The organism is Pseudomonas sp. TH15 (assembly GCF_016651105.1).
Lineage (GTDB): Bacteria > Pseudomonadota > Gammaproteobacteria > Pseudomonadales > Pseudomonadaceae > Aquipseudomonas.
The window spans coordinates 3,760,416-3,778,690 of sequence record NZ_JAEKEL010000001.1 but is presented as its reverse complement, the minus strand read 5'-3'; the positions used below and the strand labels follow the sequence as shown (position 1 = coordinate 3,778,690).

15 protein-coding genes and 2 pseudogenes are annotated in these 18,275 nt (G+C 60.3%); 12 read left to right on the top strand and 5 right to left on the bottom strand.

What is annotated here, in order from left to right; all coding sequences use genetic code 11:
• The first annotated feature begins 78 nt into the window (after positions 1-78).
• Both JFT87_RS16960 and JFT87_RS16955 read left to right on the top strand, forming a co-directional pair.
• Positions 79-831, top strand: a complete 753-nt coding sequence (locus tag JFT87_RS16960; RefSeq protein ID WP_201203017.1) for a GntR family transcriptional regulator — start codon at positions 79-81, stop codon at positions 829-831.
• A 2-nt stretch (positions 832-833) separates the two neighbouring features.
• Complete coding sequence (locus JFT87_RS16955; protein ID WP_201203014.1) at positions 834-1,397, top strand: NUDIX hydrolase; 564 nt, start codon at positions 834-836, stop codon at positions 1,395-1,397.
• Between the two features lie 124 nt (positions 1,398-1,521).
• Here JFT87_RS16955 and JFT87_RS16950 read toward each other — a convergent pair whose 3' ends face one another.
• Positions 1,522-1,818 (bottom strand): DUF1330 domain-containing protein, encoded by a 297-nt coding sequence (locus tag JFT87_RS16950; RefSeq protein WP_201203012.1) that lies wholly within the window; start codon positions 1,816-1,818, stop codon positions 1,522-1,524.
• Between the two features lie 71 nt (positions 1,819-1,889).
• On the opposite strand from JFT87_RS16950, the gene ribBA reads away from it, so the two are divergent.
• From ribBA to JFT87_RS16925, 5 genes are all read left to right on the top strand, one after another.
• Entirely contained in the window at positions 1,890-2,999 is a 1,110-nt protein-coding gene (gene ribBA, locus JFT87_RS16945; protein WP_201203010.1) for a bifunctional 3,4-dihydroxy-2-butanone-4-phosphate synthase/GTP cyclohydrolase II, read from the top strand.
• 409 nt (positions 3,000-3,408) lie between these two features.
• A complete protein-coding gene (locus tag JFT87_RS16940; RefSeq protein ID WP_201203008.1) occupies positions 3,409-4,434 on the top strand; it encodes an ABC transporter substrate-binding protein in 1,026 nt (341 codons plus the stop codon).
• Positions 4,431-5,360 (top strand): ABC transporter permease, encoded by a 930-nt coding sequence (locus JFT87_RS16935; protein WP_201203006.1) that lies wholly within the window; start codon positions 4,431-4,433, stop codon positions 5,358-5,360. The genes JFT87_RS16940 and JFT87_RS16935 overlap by 4 nt, the downstream gene beginning before the upstream one ends.
• A 6-nt stretch (positions 5,361-5,366) precedes the next feature.
• A complete protein-coding gene (locus tag JFT87_RS16930) occupies positions 5,367-6,176 on the top strand; it encodes an ABC transporter permease (RefSeq protein WP_201203005.1) in 810 nt (269 codons plus the stop codon).
• 17 nt (positions 6,177-6,193) lie between these two features.
• Complete coding sequence (locus tag JFT87_RS16925) at positions 6,194-7,348, top strand: ABC transporter ATP-binding protein (RefSeq protein WP_201203004.1); 1,155 nt, start codon at positions 6,194-6,196, stop codon at positions 7,346-7,348.
• A gap of 194 nt (positions 7,349-7,542) precedes the next feature.
• On the opposite strand, the gene map is transcribed toward JFT87_RS16925, so the two are convergent.
• Positions 7,543-8,334, bottom strand: coding sequence for a type I methionyl aminopeptidase (gene map, locus JFT87_RS16920; protein ID WP_103305742.1), 792 nt, complete (start codon positions 8,332-8,334; stop codon positions 7,543-7,545).
• Positions 8,331-8,558, bottom strand: coding sequence for a ParD-like family protein (locus tag JFT87_RS16915; protein WP_201203003.1), 228 nt, complete (start codon positions 8,556-8,558; stop codon positions 8,331-8,333). Before JFT87_RS16915 ends, map begins: the two co-directional genes overlap by 4 nt.
• Before the next feature lie 318 nt (positions 8,559-8,876).
• On the opposite strand from JFT87_RS16915, the gene JFT87_RS16910 reads away from it, so the two are divergent.
• Positions 8,877-9,812: a Ppx/GppA family phosphatase gene (locus JFT87_RS16910; RefSeq protein WP_201203002.1), complete on the top strand. Its 936-nt coding sequence runs from the start codon at positions 8,877-8,879 to the stop codon at positions 9,810-9,812.
• Positions 9,813-10,378: 566 nt separating this feature from the next.
• Here JFT87_RS16910 and metE read toward each other — a convergent pair.
• The gene (metE, locus tag JFT87_RS16905) at positions 10,379-12,667 is read right to left on the bottom strand and encodes a 5-methyltetrahydropteroyltriglutamate--homocysteine S-methyltransferase (RefSeq protein ID WP_201203001.1); all 2,289 of its coding nucleotides are present in this window, start codon (positions 12,665-12,667) and stop codon (positions 10,379-10,381) included.
• Positions 12,668-13,077: 410 nt separating this feature from the next.
• Between metE and JFT87_RS16900 the strand changes: the two genes are divergently transcribed.
• The 3 genes and pseudogenes from JFT87_RS16900 to JFT87_RS28440 form a co-directional block, all read left to right on the top strand.
• On the top strand, positions 13,078-14,454 hold the full coding sequence (locus JFT87_RS16900; protein ID WP_201203000.1) for a pyridoxal-phosphate dependent enzyme: 1,377 nt from the start codon (positions 13,078-13,080) through the stop codon (positions 14,452-14,454).
• A complete protein-coding gene (locus JFT87_RS16895; protein ID WP_201202998.1) occupies positions 14,451-15,629 on the top strand; it encodes a cystathionine gamma-synthase in 1,179 nt (392 codons plus the stop codon). Before JFT87_RS16900 ends, JFT87_RS16895 begins: the two co-directional genes overlap by 4 nt.
• A 449-nt stretch (positions 15,630-16,078) precedes the next feature.
• A pseudogene (locus tag JFT87_RS28440) lies at positions 16,079-16,186 on the top strand (DNA-binding response regulator); the annotation flags it as partial.
• Positions 16,187-16,271: 85 nt separating this feature from the next.
• Here JFT87_RS28440 and JFT87_RS16890 read toward each other — a convergent pair.
• The gene (locus tag JFT87_RS16890; protein WP_201205234.1) at positions 16,272-17,270 is read right to left on the bottom strand and encodes a bile acid:sodium symporter family protein; all 999 of its coding nucleotides are present in this window, start codon (positions 17,268-17,270) and stop codon (positions 16,272-16,274) included.
• Between the two features lie 84 nt (positions 17,271-17,354).
• Here JFT87_RS16890 and JFT87_RS16885 point away from each other — a divergent pair.
• A pseudogene (locus JFT87_RS16885) lies at positions 17,355-18,142 on the top strand (AraC family transcriptional regulator).
• Positions 18,143-18,275: the final 133 nt, after the last annotated feature.

Sequence of the window (18,275 nt, the reverse complement as noted above, 5' to 3'; positions counted from 1 at the left end):
TGTTTGATCTGACCGAGCACGGATGATCCTGGATCGAAGTACTCTTTTGCATGGACAGCCACACTCAGAGCGGACCCCATGAAACGCCTGCCACTCGACGACAGCTTCAAGGTCAATCGCAACCCCATTACCCTGCGCGAAATCGTGCTGGATAAACTGCGAAGCGCCATCATGAACTTCCAGCTCCTGCCGGGTGACCGTCTGGTCGAACGCGATCTGTGCGATCGCCTGGGCGTTAGCCGCACATCGGTGCGTGAAGCCTTGCGTCACCTGGAATCCGAAGGCCTGGTGGAGTTCGCCGATGCCAAGGGCCCACGGGTTGCGATCATTACCCTGTCCGACGCCGGCGATATCTATGAGCTGCGTTGCGTGCTCGAAGGCCTGATCGTCCAGCTGTTCACCCTGCGCGCCAAGGCCAAGGACATCAAGGCGTTGGAAAAAGCCCTCGAGGTTAACCGCGAGGCCCTCAAGGACGGCGAACTGCAACAGGTGATCGATTCGGTTCAAGGTTTCTACGACGTCTTGCTCGAAGGCTCCGGCAACCATGTCGCGGCCACGCAACTGCGCCAGTTGCAGGCGCGCATCAGCTACCTGCGGGCGACCTCGGTGTCCCAGGAAAACCGTCGCGGCGCCAGCAACCAGGAAATGGAACGCATGGTCGAGGCGATCAAGAGCGGTGATCCGCTGGTCGCCCACCAGGCTTGCGTCGATCACGTGCGCTCCGCCGCCAAGGTTGCCCTCGATTACCTCAAGAGCAAGCAGGAAGAGACCGGTGAAATGCCTGAAATCACCGCCCCTATCGCGCTCAAAGAACCGCGCATAGGTCGCTGAACATGTTCAGCCCGAGCTTTTGCCCAAAGTGTGGCGGCAGTGACCTCGGTCACCAACTGCCGCCGGGCGATACGCACGAGCGCCTGATGTGCCGCGCCTGCGGCTACATCCACTACATCAATCCGAAAATCATCGCCGGCTGCATCATCGAGCAGGACGGCAAGTACCTGCTGTGCCAACGCGCGATCCCGCCGCGTCCGGGCACCTGGACCTTGCCGGCGGGCTTCATGGAAGGTGGCGAGACCACCGAGCAGGCAGCGTTGCGCGAGGTCTGGGAAGAGAGCGGCGTTCGCGCGGAAATCCTCTCACCCTACTCGATCTTCAGCGTGCCGAAGATCAGCGAGGTGTACATCATCTTCCGCGCCATCGCGCTGGAGATCACCGGCCAGTACGGCCCGGAAACCCTGGACTACAAATTCTTCGCGCCCGAGGACATTCCTTGGGAAAGCATCTACTACCCGGCAATCCGGCAGATCCTTGAACGCTACATCGAGGAACGCCAGGCCGGGGTCTATGGCATCTATATCGGCAACGACGACAGCGGCAGGATTCACTTTATCCGCTGAGGACTGCCTATTCCCCGGTGGGAGCGAGCCTGCTCGCGAAGACGTCGGGTCAGTCGATACAAATGTTGAATGAACGACCGCTTTCGCGAGCAGGCTCGCTCCCACAGGGTTGTAGTGGTGTTGCTTAGATAGGGGCGATGCCTTCGACGATGATGATTTCTGCCTTTGCCCATTCCTCGCGGTAGCTTTTCGCTTCCTGGTACGCCGCCGAGTGGTAGCACGCCACGGCTTTTTCGTAGCTCTCGAACTCAATCACCACGCTGCGCTGCGGCGTCTGCCGACCTTCCATCGCCTCGCTGCGCCCGCCCCTCGCCAGGATTCGCCCGCCGTACAAGGCGAACGCCGCTGGCGCGCGCTGGGTGTAGTGGCTGTATTGATCGGGGTCGGTGACATCCACGTGAGCAATCCAGTACGCCTTCATAGTGACCTCTCGGTTTATTTTGTATTATGGTATACCACATTACGTATCCATCAATCATCGAGAATCCCAGCATGGCCTTCAACAGCATCGAAGAAATCATCGAAGATTATCGCCAAGGCAAAATGGTGATCCTGGTCGATGACGAGGACCGCGAAAACGAAGGCGACCTGCTGATCGCCGCCGATTGTTGCACCGCCGAAGCCATCAGCTTTATGGCCCGCGAGGCCCGTGGTTTGATCTGCCTGACGTTGACCGATGAACACTGTCAGCGCCTGGGCCTGGAGCAAATGGTGCCGACCAACGCCAGCGTGTTCAGCACGGCGTTCACGGTCTCTATCGAGGCCGCCATCGGCGTGACCACCGGCATCTCCGCTGCTGACCGCGCGCGTACAGTCGCAGCTGCCGTCGCCTCCGACGCCGGTCCCGCCGACATTGTGCAACCAGGTCATATCTTCCCGTTGCGGGCCAAGGAAGGTGGCGTGCTGACCCGTGCCGGGCACACCGAAGCCGGTTGCGACCTGGCGCGCCTGGCCGGCCTCACACCGGCCTCGGTGATCGTTGAAGTGATGAACGATGACGGCACCATGGCCCGGCGCCCGGATCTGGAAGTGTTCGCGCGCCAGCACGGGCTCAAGATCGGCACCATCGCCGACCTGATTCACTACCGCCTCAGCACCGAACACACCGTGGTGCGCATCGGCGAACGGGAGCTGCCGACGGTGCATGGCGTATTCCGGCTGATCACCTTTGAAGACCGAATCGAGGGCGGCGTGCACATGGCGATGGTCATAGGCGATGTGCGCCGGGATGAACCGACGTTGGTGCGCGTGCATGTGATCGATCCGCTGCGCGATCTGGTGGGCGCGCAGTACAGCGGACCGTCGAACTGGACGCTGTGGGCAGCGTTGCAGCGCGTGGCCGAAGAAGGTCGCGGCGTGGTGGTGGTGCTGGCCAACCACGAGTCGTCGCAAGCGCTGCTGGAGCGGGTGCCGCAACTGACCCAGCCGCCTCGGCAGTTCAGCCGCTCACAGTCGCGCATCTATTCTGAAGTAGGCACCGGGGCACAAATTCTGCAAGACCTTGGCGTGGGCAAGCTGCGTCACTTGGGCCCGCCATTGAAGTACGCCGGTTTGACTGGTTACGACCTGGAAGTGGTTGAGAGCATCCCGTTTACCGAGTGAATCCAGATTTTTGATGGTGTTAATGAGCTTTTGTGGCGAGGGAGCTTGCTCCCGTTGGACTGCGCAGCAGTCCCATTGTTGGGGCCGCTGCGCAGCCCAGCGGGAGCAAGCTCCCTCGCCACAGGTAATTCATTGTTCGCTCCATCTCTTAACCAGCCAATATTTGAGTTAACCCGACCAAAAAAACCCACTTCTGCCTGATAGCCGGTAAGGCAAAGTGCTTGCACAAAGTTTGGAATACCATAATATGATATTCCATAGGCCGGACAAATTTGCCAAGTGCGCCCGCCAGGGACAGCACAAACAAAAGCCCTTGGCACGGTCGCCTTTAAGGCCCCGATGGACCTACTGCTCCCGATAGGCGGGCATCAACAACCCGCTCAAAAACACAACAAATGAGGGCGTGAAAATGGTGTTGAACAAAGGTGCAACTGCAATTCTTTTTGCAGGTTTATTGGCCACAGTCAGCCACGCGGCAATCGCGGCTGAAAGCGTCAACTTCGTCAGCTGGGGCGGCAGTACCCAGGATGCGCAGAAGCAGGCCTGGGCCGATCCGTTCAGCAAGGCCAGCGGCATCACTGTCGTCCAGGACGGCCCGACCGACTACGGCAAACTCAAAGCCATGGTCGAAAGCGGCAACGTGCAGTGGGATGTGGTCGACGTCGAGGCCGATTTCGCCCTGCGCGCCGCCGCCGAAGGCTTGCTCGAACCCCTGGACTTCACCGCGATCCAGCGCGACAAGATCGACCCGCGCTTTGTCTCCGATTACGGCGTCGGTTCGTTCTTCTTCTCCTTCGTCCTCGGCTACAACGAAGGCAAGCTCGGCGCCGCCAAACCCCAGGACTGGTCCGCCCTGTTCGACACCAAAACCTACCCCGGCAAACGCGCCCTGTACAAATGGCCGAGTCCTGGCGTGCTTGAACTGGCCTTGCTGGCCGACGGCGTAGCGGCCGACAAGCTCTACCCGCTGGATCTGGATCGTGCCTTCAAGAAACTCGACACCATCAAGAAAGACATTGTCTGGTGGGGCGGCGGCGCGCAGTCGCAGCAGTTGCTCGCCTCCGGTGAAGTCAGCATGGGTCAGTTCTGGAACGGTCGAATTCACGCCCTGCAAGAAGACGGCGCACCGGTCGGCGTGAGCTGGAAACAGAACCTGGTCATGGCCGACATTCTGGTGGTCCCTAAAGGCACGAAAAACAAAGCGGCGGCCATGAAGTTTCTGGCCAGCGCCAGCAGCGCCAAGGGTCAGGCGGATTTTTCCAACCTGACAGCCTATGCCCCGGTCAACGTCGACAGCGTCGCGCGCCTGGACTCGGTACTGGCCCCGAACCTGCCGACTGCCTACGCTAAGGATCAGATCACTCTAGACTTCGCGTACTGGGCCAAAAACGGTTCGGCCATCGCGACACGGTGGAACGAATGGCTGGTCAAATGAAAATGACGGCCGCGTCCCGTCCATCCACTCCGATCGGGAGCGCCGTTGGCGCTCCTGGCAAGGCGGCTGTGATGAAGCAAACCCCTTCGCTGGTTCAGCGTTGGCGCGGGGCCGGCAATCTGGTCCCCGCCCTGCTGTTCCTCGGCCTGTTCTTTCTGGCGCCGTTGATCGGTTTGCTGCTGCGCGGTGTGCTTGAGCCGGAACCGGGCCTTGGCAACTACCAGCAATTGTTCGCCAACTCGGCTTATGCGCGGGTCTTGCTCAACACCTTTTCGGTGGCCGGGCTGGTGACGTTGTTCAGCCTGCTGCTGGGCTTTCCGCTGGCCTGGGCGATTACCCTGGTGCCGCGCGGTTGGGGTCGCTGGATCCTCAGCATCGTGCTGCTCTCGATGTGGACCAGCCTCTTGGCGCGGACCTATTCGTGGCTGGTGCTGTTGCAAGCCTCCGGGGTGATCAACAAGGCGCTGATGGCCATGGGCATCATCGATCAGCCGCTGGAAATGGTGCACAACCTGACCGGCGTGGTGATCGGCATGAGCTACATCATGATCCCGTTCATCGTCCTGCCGTTGCAGGCGACCATGCAGGCCATCGACCCGATGATCCTGCAAGCCGGCTCGATCTGCGGCGCCAGCCCCTGGACCAACTTCTTCCGGGTGTTCCTGCCGCTGTGCCGGCCGGGGTTGTTCTCCGGTGGCTTGATGGTGTTCGTGATGTCGCTCGGGTACTACGTCACCCCGGCGCTGCTCGGTGGTGCGCAGAACATGATGCTGCCCGAGTTCATCATCCAGCAGGTGCAGTCGTTCCTTAACTGGGGCCTGGCCAGTGCGGGTGCCGCGTTGCTGATTGTGATCACGCTGGTGTTGTTCTACTTCTACCTGAAGCTTCAGCCGGAATCCCCGGTTGGCGCCAGCAACGCGAGGTAAGCCGTCATGCTCCTGACCCCCAATGCCATGAGCCGGCGCATGCGGTTCGGCCTGTATTTCACCACCGGCCTGATCGCGCTGTTCCTGCTGTTGCCGATTGTGTTCATCGTGCTGCTGTCGTTCGGTTCCTCCCAGTGGCTGGTGTTCCCACCGCCGGGCTGGACGCTGAAATGGTACGGCCAGTTTTTCTCTAACGCCGACTGGATGAACGCTGCGTTCGCCAGCCTCAAGGTCGCGGTGCTGACCACTATTTTCTCCGTGGCCCTCGGCCTGCCGACCGCTTTCGCCCTGGTGCGCGGCCGCTTCCCTGGCAGGGAAATGCTCTACGGTTTGTTCACCCTGCCGATGATCGTGCCGCTGGTGATCATCGCGGTGGCGGTGTACGCGTTGTTTCTCAAACTCGGTTACACCGGGACGATGTTTGCCTTCGTCGTCAGCCACGTGATTGTTGCTCTGCCGTTCACCATCATCTCGATCATCAACTCGCTGAAGCTGTTCGATCAGTCGATCGAGGATGCAGCGGTGATCTGCGGTGCGTCGCGCTTGCAAGCGGTGTTCAAGGTGACCTTTCCGGCGATCCGTCCGGGCATGGTCGCCGGTGCGCTGTTCGCCTTCCTGGTGTCGTGGGACGAGGTGGTGCTGAGCGTGATGATGGCCAGCCCGACCCTGCAAACCCTTCCGGTAAAAATGTGGACCACCCTGCGTCAGGACCTGACACCCGTGATCGCCGTCGCCTCGACGCTGCTGATCGGCCTGTCGGTACTGGTCATGGTGATCGCCGCCGCCCTGCGCCGGCGCAATGCAATCAGCGCCTGAGCGCCCAGGAGTAAGTAATGAGTGCCGTGATCAAAGACCCTGCGCAGCAGAACAACAAGACCCTGGTCAGCCTGCGCAACCTGAACAAGCACTACGGCGACTTTGCCGCCGTGGACAACATCTCGCTGGACATCCAGGACGGTGAATTCCTGACCTTCCTCGGCTCCAGCGGCTCCGGCAAAAGCACCACCCTGTCGATGCTCGCCGGCTTCGAAACACCGAGCAGCGGCGAGATCCTGGTCAGCGGCCAATCGCTGGTCAACGTGCCGCCGCACAAGCGTGATATCGGCATGGTGTTCCAGCGTTATTCGCTGTTCCCGCACCTGTCGGTGCGCGACAACATCGCGTTCCCGCTGGCGATTCGCAAATTGGCCAGCGCCGAGCGCGAGCGTCGGGTCGATGCGATGCTCAAACTGGTGCAACTGGAACAGTTCGCCCATCGCCGCCCTTCGCAACTCTCCGGCGGCCAGCAACAGCGCGTGGCGATCGCTCGGGCGCTGGTGTACGAACCGCGCATCCTGCTGATGGACGAACCCCTCGGCGCACTGGACAAAAAGCTGCGCGAGGATCTGCAAGATGAGCTGCGTCAGCTGCATCGGCGCCTCGGCATCACCATCGTCTACGTGACCCACGATCAGGAAGAAGCCATGCGCCTGTCCCAACGCATTGCGATTTTCAGCCACGGCAAAATCGTCGGTTTGGGCAGCGGCTACGACCTGTACCAGAACCCGCCGAATGCGTTTGTCGCCTCGTTCCTCGGCAACTCGAACTTCCTCAAGCTCAAGGCCCAGGGCAATGCGGCAGCCAGTTTTGAAGGTCAGTCACTATCGATTCGCCTGACTGCCGGCCTGCATACCGATCAGGATGTGCTGCTGATGGTCCGCCCGGAAAAAGCCCTGGCACTGAGCGTCGAACAAGCCACTCAGGAACCGTTGGCCGCCGGCTGGAACGAAGTGTCGGCCAAGGTTGTGGAAGTGCTGTTCCTCGGCGAGAGTCAAACGTGCAGCGTGGTGACTTCGGGCGGGACTTCGATGACGGTGAAGGCACTGTCGGCGGCGGGCATGCCGCTCAAGGCCGGAGATCCGGTGCAAGTGCGCTGGGCCACTGCAGACGCCTGCGTCTACACCGAATGGACCGAGAGCGACCTCAACAAGGCTGCCGGTTCTCACTGATAGCGAGTTGTCCGTGAGATTTTACCCCCAGCCCTCTCCCCCAGGCGGGCGAGGGGGAAAGGGAGCTGATCTTCGTGCTATTCAAAATCCGGGGCGACTCGGTATCCCACGTCGACGCACCTCGAAAGAACACCTCGATCAGTCCCCTCTCCCTCCGGGAGAGGGCTAGGGTGAGGGGAACAGACGACGCGGTATCAAACAATAGCGCGATAGCCTTCGATCTCATCCGGCCACGCCGTGAGGATTTCGAAGCCCGTTTCAGTCACCGCGACCATATGCTCCCACTGCGCCGACAACGAGCCATCCTTGGTCAGTACGGTCCAGCCATCCGGCATGTTCTTCACATGACGCTTGCCGGCATTGAGCATCGGCTCCACGGTAAAAATCATCCCGGCCTTGAGCTTCATGCCCTGATTCGGGAAGCCGTAATGCAGAATCTGCGGTTCATCGTGGTAGACCTTGCCGATCCCGTGGCCGCAGTACTCGCGCACCACGCTGAAGCCTTCCTTCTCCGCCAGCGTCTGGATCGCGTGACCGATATCGCCCAAGGTGGCGCCCGGTTTGACCACGCGGATACCCGCGCACATGGCCTCGTAAGTGGTCTTGATCAGGTGCTGCGCCTCAGGCGTTGCCTCACCGACCACGTACATGCGACTGGTGTCGCCGAACCAGCCGTCCTTGATCACGGCGATGTCGAGGTTGACGATATCGCCATCCTTCAACGGCGTGCCCGACGGGATGCCGTGACAGACCACATCATTGACCGACGCGCAGACGGTTTTCGGAAAACCGTGATAACCGACGTTGGCCGGCACGGCTTTCTGCACATTGACGATGTAGTCGTTGCACAGCCGATCCAGCTCATCGGTGGTGACGCCAGCCTTGACGTGCGGCACCAGCATCGCCAGCACTTCGGCGGCGAGTTTACCGGCAGCGCGCGATTGGGCGATGTCGGCCGGGGTGTTGATCTTGATCTGGTTTCTCATGCGCTGACGGCTTCCTGAGTCAGTTGTTGCAAATCAAGGCCGCCCGCCTGTTCCGCACGAATCAGCAAGCGGCAGATATCGCTGTGATCCAGATCAGGGTGCAATTCGGCCAGCATCCCGATGCGCATCCAGTGCTCGGCCTGGGCATTGATCGAGCGGCTCAGCGCATTGCTCGCAACGCGTAAGTTCTCGTGCATGTCTTCTGAAATTTTTACGATACCCATATTCAAATCCGATACGAAGTGTATATGGATCGTATATTAGCCAACCACCACCCAGAATTGCAAACACGCACAACCTGTAGAAGCTGCCCAAGGGATTTCACTGAATTTCAGGCAAAAAAAGCTGCCAAAACTGGCAGCCGAAAACTTTAAGAACACGCGATGTATTGGCCCAAGCATAGACGCCAAATAATGACAGTGTCATGACAGCCCACAATTCACTGAACCGCCCCTGCCCCGTCATCAGGATGTCATCAAGACAACGGCAGAATCCTCGCAAACCGTCTTGAGCCTTGAGGCGGATGTTTTGCAAGGACTCCCATGAAAGAAGACGCCTCGCTGTTTGCCGCCATCGACCTGGGTTCGAATGCATTTCGCATGATGATCGGCCAATCGGTGCGCAGCAGAAAGGGCTTCATGATCCAGGAAGTGAAAACCTTGCGTGAGCCTGTGCGGCTGGCCGAGGGGTTTGACGGCGGCGCACTGGACGCGTTGGCACTCGATCGTGGCTGGCAGGCGTTGGCGCGCTTCGGCAAGAAATTGCGTGGTTTCGAGGCGGGCCGGGTTCGCGCAGTCGCCACCAGCGCCGTGCGTGAGGCCGACAATGCGCAGCTGTTTCTGGCCAGTGCCGAGCGGCATCTGGGCTTTCGAATCGACGTCATATCCGGGCAAGAAGAGGCGCGACTGGTGTATGCCGGCGTCGCGCAGACCTTGCCGGGCGCTGAGGATATGCGCCTGGTCGTCGATATCGGCGGCGGTTCCACCGAGCTGATTCTGGGTCAGGGCTCGCAGCCGTTGCTGACCGAAAGCATCGCCATCGGCAGCGGCACTTTGAGCACGCGGTTCTTCCGCGGTGGCGACATTTCTCCCGGCGCCCTGCAAGAAGCTGAACGCGTGGCCATCCTGCAATTTGAACAAGTCGCGCGGCGCTATCGGGCTCAGGGCTGGCAGCAGACCATTGGTTCCTCAGGCACAGCGCGCATGTTGGCCAAAGTGCTCAAGGCCAATCACCTCAATGACTTCGGCAAGGGTGGCATCACCTATGCCGGGCTGTTGCGTTTGTCATTGCTGTTGCTGAAGGTGAACAACGTTCAGCAACTGAAACTCGCCGGCCTGCAACCTCATCGCCAGAGCATCCTGCCCGGTGGCCTGGTGTTGATGCTGGCAGCGTTCAAAGTCTTCGGCATCTCGCAAATGGCCCCCTCCGAACCGGGCCTGCGCCTCGGCGTACTGCACGGTCTGATGAGCAACCACTAACCTTTGTAGGAGCAGAGCTTGCTCGCGAAGGCGGCGTGTCTGACGACACTTGTCTCGCCTGACCCACCGCAATCGCCAGCAGGCTGGCTCCCACAATGTTTATGGGCAGAACCAAAAAACTGTGTGGCTGGCTCGCCAGCGATGCGGTTATTACATTCAAGGAAAATTGCGAACGTGCTGACGCCTTCGCGAGCAAGCTCGGCTCCTACAGGGTTTGGCGGCGTACACACCATCACTGTAGACGCTGAGCTTGCTCGCGAAGGCGACGTGTCTGCCGACACTTGCTCGCCTGACCCACCGCAATCGCCAGCAGGCTGGCTCCCACAATGCTTGGCTGCGTACACACAATCACTGTAGGAGCAGAGCTTGCTCGCGAAGGCGGCGTGTCTGACGACACTTATCTCGCCTGCCCCACCGCAATCGCCAGCAGACTGGCTGGCTCCTACAGGGTTTGGCGGCGTACACACAATCACTGTAGGAGCAGAGCTTGCTCGCGAAGGCGGCGTGTCTGCCGACACTTGTCTCGCCTGACCCACCGCAATCGCCAGCAAGCCTGGTTTAGTGCTTCAAGCCAGTTCTTTGCGCAACTGCCGCGCCGCCGCCACCATGTTCACCAGCGCCGCCTCGGTCTCCGGCCATGCGCGAGTTTTCAACCCACAATCCGGATTCACCCACAGCCGCTCAGCCGGAATCCGCTTCACCGCTTTGCTCATCAACTTGACCATCTCAGCCGTGTCCGGCACCCGTGGTGAGTGGATGTCATACACGCCCGGGCCGATATCGTTCGGGTAGTCGAACGCTTCGAAGGCCTTGAGCAATTCCATGCCCGAACGCGAGGTTTCGATGGTGATCACGTCGGCGTCCATGGCCGCGATGGACTCGATCACGTCGTTGAATTCGCTGTAGCACATGTGCGTATGAATCTGCGTTTCATCCCGCACACCGCTGGCGCTCAAACGGAACGCTTCCACCGCCCAGTCCAGATATTCCTGCCATTGCGCCCGGCGCAGCGGCAAGCCTTCGCGGAACGCGGCTTCGTCGATCTGGACGATTTTGATGCCGGCGTTTTCCAGATCCACCACTTCATCGCGCAGGGCCAAGGCCAATTGCTGCGCCTGGATTTTGCGCGACACGTCTTCGCGCGGGAACGACCACATCAGCATGGTCACGGGACCGGTGAGCATGCCTTTCATGACTTTGTCGGTCAGGCTCTGCGCATAAGTGATCCAGTCGACCGTCATGGCGGTCGGACGGCTGAGGTCGCCGTAGATAATCGCCGGTTTCACACAGCGCGAACCATAGCTCTGCACCCAACCGAAACGGGTGAACAGGTAGCCGTCGAGTTGCTCGGCAAAGTACTCGACCATGTCGTTGCGCTCGGCTTCACCGTGCACCAGCACGTCCAGGCCCAGGCGTTCCTGGACTTGCACCGCGTGGCGGATTTCGCTGTGCATGGCGTCGGTGTAATCGTTGGCCGAGAGCTTGCCTTGCTTGAAGGCTTGGCGAGCGAGACGGATGGAGCCAGTCTGCGGGAACGAGCCGATGGTGGTGGTCGGGAACGCCGGCAATTGCAGGCGTGCGCGCTGCTGTTCGATGCGCTTGGTAAACGGCGAATGGCGTTGGCTGTCTTTGGCGCCGATGGCGGCAACACGCGCCTGAACGGCGGGTTTGTGAATACGTGGCGACGCAGCGCGAGCAGCCTGCACCGAACGGCTTTCGGTCAATGCGCGGAGCACTTTAGGCGCTTCCGGTTCGTTGACGGCGTGCGCCAGAACAGCCACTTCTTCGCACTTCTGCACAGCGAACGCCAGCCAGCTCTTCAGCTCGGCATCGAGTTTATCTTCACGCCCCAGATCCACCGGGCTGTGCAGCAGCGAGCAGGACGGCGCGACCCACAGGCGATCACCCAAACGCTCATGAGCGTGCTGCAAAGTGGCCAAGGCATTCTCCAGATCGCAGCGCCAGACGTTACGGCCGTTGACCACACCCAGCGACAACACTTTATAAGCTGGCAAGCGATCAAGAATGGTCGGGTATTGTTCCGGTGCACGCACCAGATCGATGTGCAGACCGTCGACTGGCAGGTTCGCCGCCAGGCCGAGGTTTTCTTCCAGGCCACCGAAGTAAGTGGCGAGCAGCTTCTTCAGCGGATCGCGCTGGATCTGGTTGTAGGCACGCTCAAAGGCGTTTTTCCATTCCTGCGGCAGGTCGAGCACCAGAATTGGTTCGTCGATCTGCACCCACTCCACGCCTTGGGCAGCAAGGCGCGCGAAAATCTGGCCGTACAGCGGCAGCAAACGATCGAGCAATTCCAGTTTGTCGAACTCGGCGCCTTTGGCCTTGCCCAGCCACAGATAAGTCAGTGGACCAATGATCACTGGCTTGACGTTATGACCCAGTGCACGGGCTTCTTCGACTTCGTCGAAGAGCTGATCCCAGCCCAGCTGGAACTGTTGATCGGCGCTGAACTCAGGGACCAGGTAGTGATAGTTGGTGTCGAACCACTTGGTCATTTCCTGTGCGTGGGCACCGCCGCAGCAACTGTCGCTGACGCCGCGCGCCATGCCGAACAGGGTTTGCAGGCTGGCTTTGCCATCGTGCGGACGAAAACGCTCAGGGATCACTCCGAACATCAGCGAGTGGGTCAGAACCTGGTCATACCAGGCGAAGTCGCCGACCGGCAGCAGCTCGATTCCGGCGTTCTTCTGCAAGTCCCAGTGCGCCTTGCGCAGTTCGCGACCGACGTCACGCAGGCCGGCCTCGTTCAGTTCTCCTTTCCAGAACGCCTCTTGCGCTTTCTTCAGTTCGCGGTCGCGACCGATGCGCGGAAATCCAAGGGAATGGGCCAGTGCCATAACAAACAACTCCAATGTCTTGTTGATGGCGCCATTGTCGGCATCGGCGACGAGTGAGACAAACTCATATTAATATTGATCATCACAAGTTTCTCTCATGATCGAATGATCGTTGTCTGCCGCCGGAAAAATTCCAGCGCGTGCCTGACCGAGCGGATTGCACTGCAGGATATTCGCTCACAGATCAAGCTGTTCGACGCCATGAAGACGCCCTTTGAATACTCAATGGCGCCTCGATATAAACGCGCTCGAAACAGCCACGCACACTCTTTGATTCGGTTCTATCGTTAGATCGAAATGGCTGTATTTGCGGCGGACTAAAGGTTGCGACAGAGGATGTCTGCGCCTATGTTGCAGGCGAGCTTTTCCCCGCGAATGGAACGCGATCAACACCACAAAGAGGTGAAGAAATGTCTAAGGAATCACGCCCTGCCGTACTTGGGCTGATCGGCAATACGCCGCTGGTGCGTGTCAGCCGCTTTGATACCGGGCCATGCACGCTGTTTCTCAAGCTTGAATCACAGAACCCCGGCGGTTCGATCAAGGACCGGATCGGTCTGGCGATGATCGACGCCGCCGAGCGCGATGGGCGCTTGCGACCCGGCGGTACTATCGTCGAGGCCACCGCCGGCAACACCGGTCTGGGCCTGGCGCTGGTAGGCCGCGCCAAGGGTTATCGGGTGGTGTTGGTGGTACCGGACAAGATGTCCACCGAGAAGGTTTTGCACCTGAAGGCCATGGGCGCCGAAGTGCACATCACCCGCTCGGATGTCGGCAAGGGTCATCCCGAGTATTACCAGGATGTCGCGGCGCGGCTGGCACAGGAAATTCCCGACGCGTTCTTTGCCGACCAGTTCAATAATCCGGCCAACCCGCTGGCCCATGAGTGCAGCACCGCGCCGGAGATCTGGGCGCAGACTCAGCATGATTTGGATGCCATCGTCGTCGGTGTCGGCTCGGCCGGCACGCTGACCGGGCTGACCCGTTTCTTTAAACGCGTGCAACCGAACCTGGAAATGGTGCTGGCCGATCCGGTGGGCTCGGTGATGGCTGAATACAGCCGCAGCGGCACCCTCGGTAAGCCTGGTTCCTGGGCGGTGGAAGGCATTGGCGAAGACTTCATTCCGTCGATTACCGACCTCTCCAGTGTGCGCCACGCCTACTCGATCAGCGATGAAGAAAGCTTCGATCACGCGCGCCAACTGCTGCGCGCCGAAGGCATTCTCGGCGGTTCGTCGACCGGCACTTTGCTGGCGGCGGCGCTGCGTTACTGCCGCGAGCAAACCGAGCCGAAGCGGGTCGTCAGTTTCGTCTGCGACACCGGTACCCGTTACCTGTCGAAGGTCTACAACGACCAGTGGATGAACGATCAGGGCCTGCTGAAATACAAACGCTACGGCGACCTGCGCGACCTGATCGCCCGACGTTTCGAGGATGGCCGGGTGATCAGCGTTGGCCCGGACGACACGCTGCTCACGGCCTTCCAGCGCATGCGTCTGGCGGATGTCTCGCAACTGCCGGTGCTGGTGGACGGCAAGCGCCTGGTCGGTGTGATCGATGAATCCGACATTCTGCTCGGCATGCAGGAAGACGCTTCGCACTTTCGCCTGACCGTGGCCAGCGCCATGACCGACAAGCTGCAAACCCTGCTTCCCGGCGCGAGTCTGGCTGAACTGCAAGCCGAGCTCGACCGGGGCCTGATCGCAATCATTGCCGACGCCTCGGGCTTCCACGGCCTGATTACCCGCGTCGACCTGCTCAATCACTTACGGAGATCCCTTGCATGAGTCAGCATGATGAAACCGGTGCGCCCCGCGCCTTCGCCACCCGCGTGATCCATGCCGGGCAGGTGCCGGACCCAACCACCGGGGCGTTGATGCCGCCGATTTACGCCAACTCCACCTACTTGCAGCAGAGCCCCGGTGTGCACAAGGGCTTCGACTATGGGCGTTCGCACAACCCGACGCGGTTTGCCCTGGAGCGTTGCGTCGCCGACCTTGAGGGCGGCAGCCAGGCGTTCGCCTTCGCTTCCGGGCTGGCAGCGATTTCCACGGTGCTGGAACTGCTCGACGCCGGCTCGCACATCGTCTCCGGCAACGACTTGTACGGCGGCACGTTTCGCCTGTTTGACAAGGTGCGCCAACGCAGCGCCGGGCATCGCTTCAGCTTCGTCGACCTGACCGACCTCGCAGCCTTCGAAGCCTCGCTGCAGGACGACACGCGGATGGTCTGGGTCGAAACGCCGAGCAATCCGTTGCTGAGCCTGACTGACTTGGCCGCCATCGCCCGCGTCTGCCGCGCCCGCGGCATCATCTGCGTGGCCGACAACACCTTCGCCAGCCCATGGATCCAGCGTCCGCTGGAGCTGGGTTTTGACATCGTCGTGCACTCGACCACCAAATACTTGAACGGCCACTCCGACGTGATCGGCGGCATCGCCATCGTCGGGCAGAACCCGGAACTGGCCGAGCGGCTGGGCTTCCTGCAAAACTCGGTCGGCGCCATCGCCGGGCCGTTCGACGCGTTCCTAACCCTGCGTGGCGTGAAAACCCTCGCCCTGCGCATGGAGCGTCACTGCAGCAACGCGCTGGAACTGGCGCAATGGCTGGAACGCCAACCGCAAGTGTCACGGGTCTACTATCCGGGCTTGCCGTCCCACCCGCAGCACGAACTGGCGCGCCGGCAAATGCGCGGCTTTGGCGGGATGATTTCCGTTGATTTGAAAACCGACCTGGCCGGCGCTACGCGCTTCCTTGAGAACGTTAAAATCTTTGCTTTGGCGGAGAGTCTGGGCGGAGTGGAAAGTCTGATCGAGCATCCGGCGATCATGACTCATGCCAGCATTCCAGCAGAAACCCGTGCGCAGTTGGGGATTGGCGATGGGTTGGTGCGCTTGTCGGTGGGGGTTGAGGATGTCGAGGATCTGCGCGCTGACCTGGCGCATGCGCTGACTAAAATCTAAGTTTGCAAGAACGACAAAGCCCGCCATAAGCGGGCTTTGTTTGTTCGAGTAGGCGGCCAGTGCTGGTCTCTGGCTTACAAGGTTTATCGGGCTTCCCACAGTACTGGGCCAACGTGAAAAAATTGGCGGCCTCAGCTGCCTCACACGGCATAAGGGCTGGATCTCAGCGCGGAGATCTTTCTAACCGTGTACCCTTCGGAGCGCGCCCCACGCGTCCTCGCTATCCTCTTGCGCATCAGTCTGCGTCTTCACCTACAACATTGAGCATAGCAAAGGGTCGAGAACACGTAGCAAGGTTTTTAGACTGATTTCAGCTTTGCCCCTCAAGTCCAGTAACTGAAGCACCTATCGCCCCTGACGCACTCTGGCCGGCTCAACGCCTGTGCGGTTTTGCCTGCATGGAGATGTTGGCTGTGCTGGCTTAATCGATGACTTCAGGAAATCGCCACGAACTGGACATATCGCCGTTCACGGAACGCATCCACGTGTCGTCTCTGTTGCGCACACTCAACGTGCCCTCGCACGCCGCCGCCGTAAAATACACAGGAACCCTGTAGGAGCTGCCGCAGGCTGCGATCTTTTGATTTTGTTTTTAAAAGACAAGATCAAAAGATCGCAGCCTGCGGCAGCTCCTACATGGGGTTATGGGTCGACCTGGGCCATCAACTCCGGCACTGATTCCGTGCGATTGGCATAGCGCTGCGCCAACACCGCACAGACCATCAATTGAATTTGGTGAAACAACATCAACGGCAGAATCAACACGCCCAACGTACTGCCAGCGAACAGCACCTGGGCCATCGGCACACCGGTTGCCAGGCTTTTCTTCGAGCCGCAGAAGAGGATGGTGATGCGGTCTTCCTGATTGAAGCCGAAGGCTTTACTCAGCACAGTGGACGCGATTAATACCAGCGCGAGTACGACACAGCAAGCGACCACCAGCCCGGCCAGTTCCCAGAGCGGGATTTGGTGCCAGATACCTTCGTTCACGGCCTCGCTGAAAGCACCGTAGACCACCAGCAGGATCGAGCCCTGATCAACGAATTTCAGCCAGGTCTTGTTGCGCGCCACCCAGTTGCCGACCCAGCGCCGAGCGATCTGCCCGGCAACGAACGGCAGCAACAGTTGCACGCTGATTTTCAGAATCGCATCGAGGGTCGAGCTGCCCTCGCCGTGTACGTTCAACAGCAACGTCACCAGCAACGGCGTGAGAAAGATCCCGAACAGGCTAGACGCCGCCGCACTGCAAATCGCCGCCGGCACGTTGCCTCGCGCCAGAGAGGTGAAGGCAATCGCCGACTGTACGGTGGCGGGCAGCGCGCAGAGGTAAAGCATGCCCATGTACAGATCGTTACCGACCAGCGGCGACAGCACAGGTTTGAGTGCCAGGCCCAGCAGCGGGAACAGAACAAAAGTCAGGCTGAACACCAGCAAATGCAGGCGCCAGTGGCCGGCGCCGGCGATGATCGATTCGCGCGACAGCTTGGCGCCATGCAGAAAAAACAGCAGGGCAATGGCGAAGTTGGTCAGCCAGCCAAAGCCGACCGCGACCTGGCCGCTGGCCGGCAGGAAGCTGGCGAGAATCACCACGCTGACCAGGGTCAGGGTGAAGTTGTCAGGTAAGAATCGAGGGCGGGTCATGGTGTTTTTATCCGGGGGTTGCCAGTGCATGCTGACGACTCTAACGTGACTGTAAATTACCGACTAACGCCGAAGGGCCACAAGATGCCGCCTAAAGGACATGACAAAAGCATCCGACGCAGCATTCCCGGGCTGCCCAGCCTGCCGCGCCCGCTCTACGGACGCACCGAATCGCTGCCCAATCGCGCCCTGACCCGCCGCCACAGCCACCCATGGGTGCAATTGTCCTACGCGATTCAGGGTGTACTGGAAGTACAGACCAGCGCCGGCCGCTTCGTCGCGCCGCCAGAGCGCGCGGTGTGGATTCCGGCGGGTGTGCCGCATCGGGTGTTCAGTTCGCCGCAGACCGAGATGCGCAGCCTGTACATCGATTGCAGCGTTGCCGGCTGGGCGGTTGGGCACTGTCATGTGCTCGGCGTGAATGACTTGCTCAGGGAGCTTATTCGCGCATTCAGTCAGGTGCCGGTGGAATATGACCAGAGTGGCCCACATGGACGTCTCGCCCAAGTGATCCTCGACCAACTGGCCGACGCTCCAGCCATCGACCTGATGCTGCCGCTGCCCCAGGACGCGCGTTTGCGGCAGATCTACCAGAGCCTGGAGCAGCATCCGGAACAACAGACCACGTTGAGCCATTGGAGCGAAAAATTCGGCGTCACTGAAAAACCCTGACCCGTCTGTTCCTGCGTGACACCGGCCTGACCTTCCGCGCCTGGCGCCAGCGCTTGCGCCTGCTTGGCGCACTGACGCCGCTGGAGAAAGGCGAACGCGTGACAGACGTGGCGCTGGCCTGCGGGTACGACTCGACGTCGGCATTTATCGCCGCGTTCCGCCAGCAATTTGGCGAAACACCGGGGGAGTTTTTTCGTTGAGACTACTTGCAAAACGAAATGTCGGTGGTCAGCGCTGAAAGTGCTACTCCGTGAGGGGGCGTTCCATGGGGCTCACCGGCTAAACAACGAAGATCGCGGCGTGATCGCCCGACACTTCGTTTTTATCGAACTC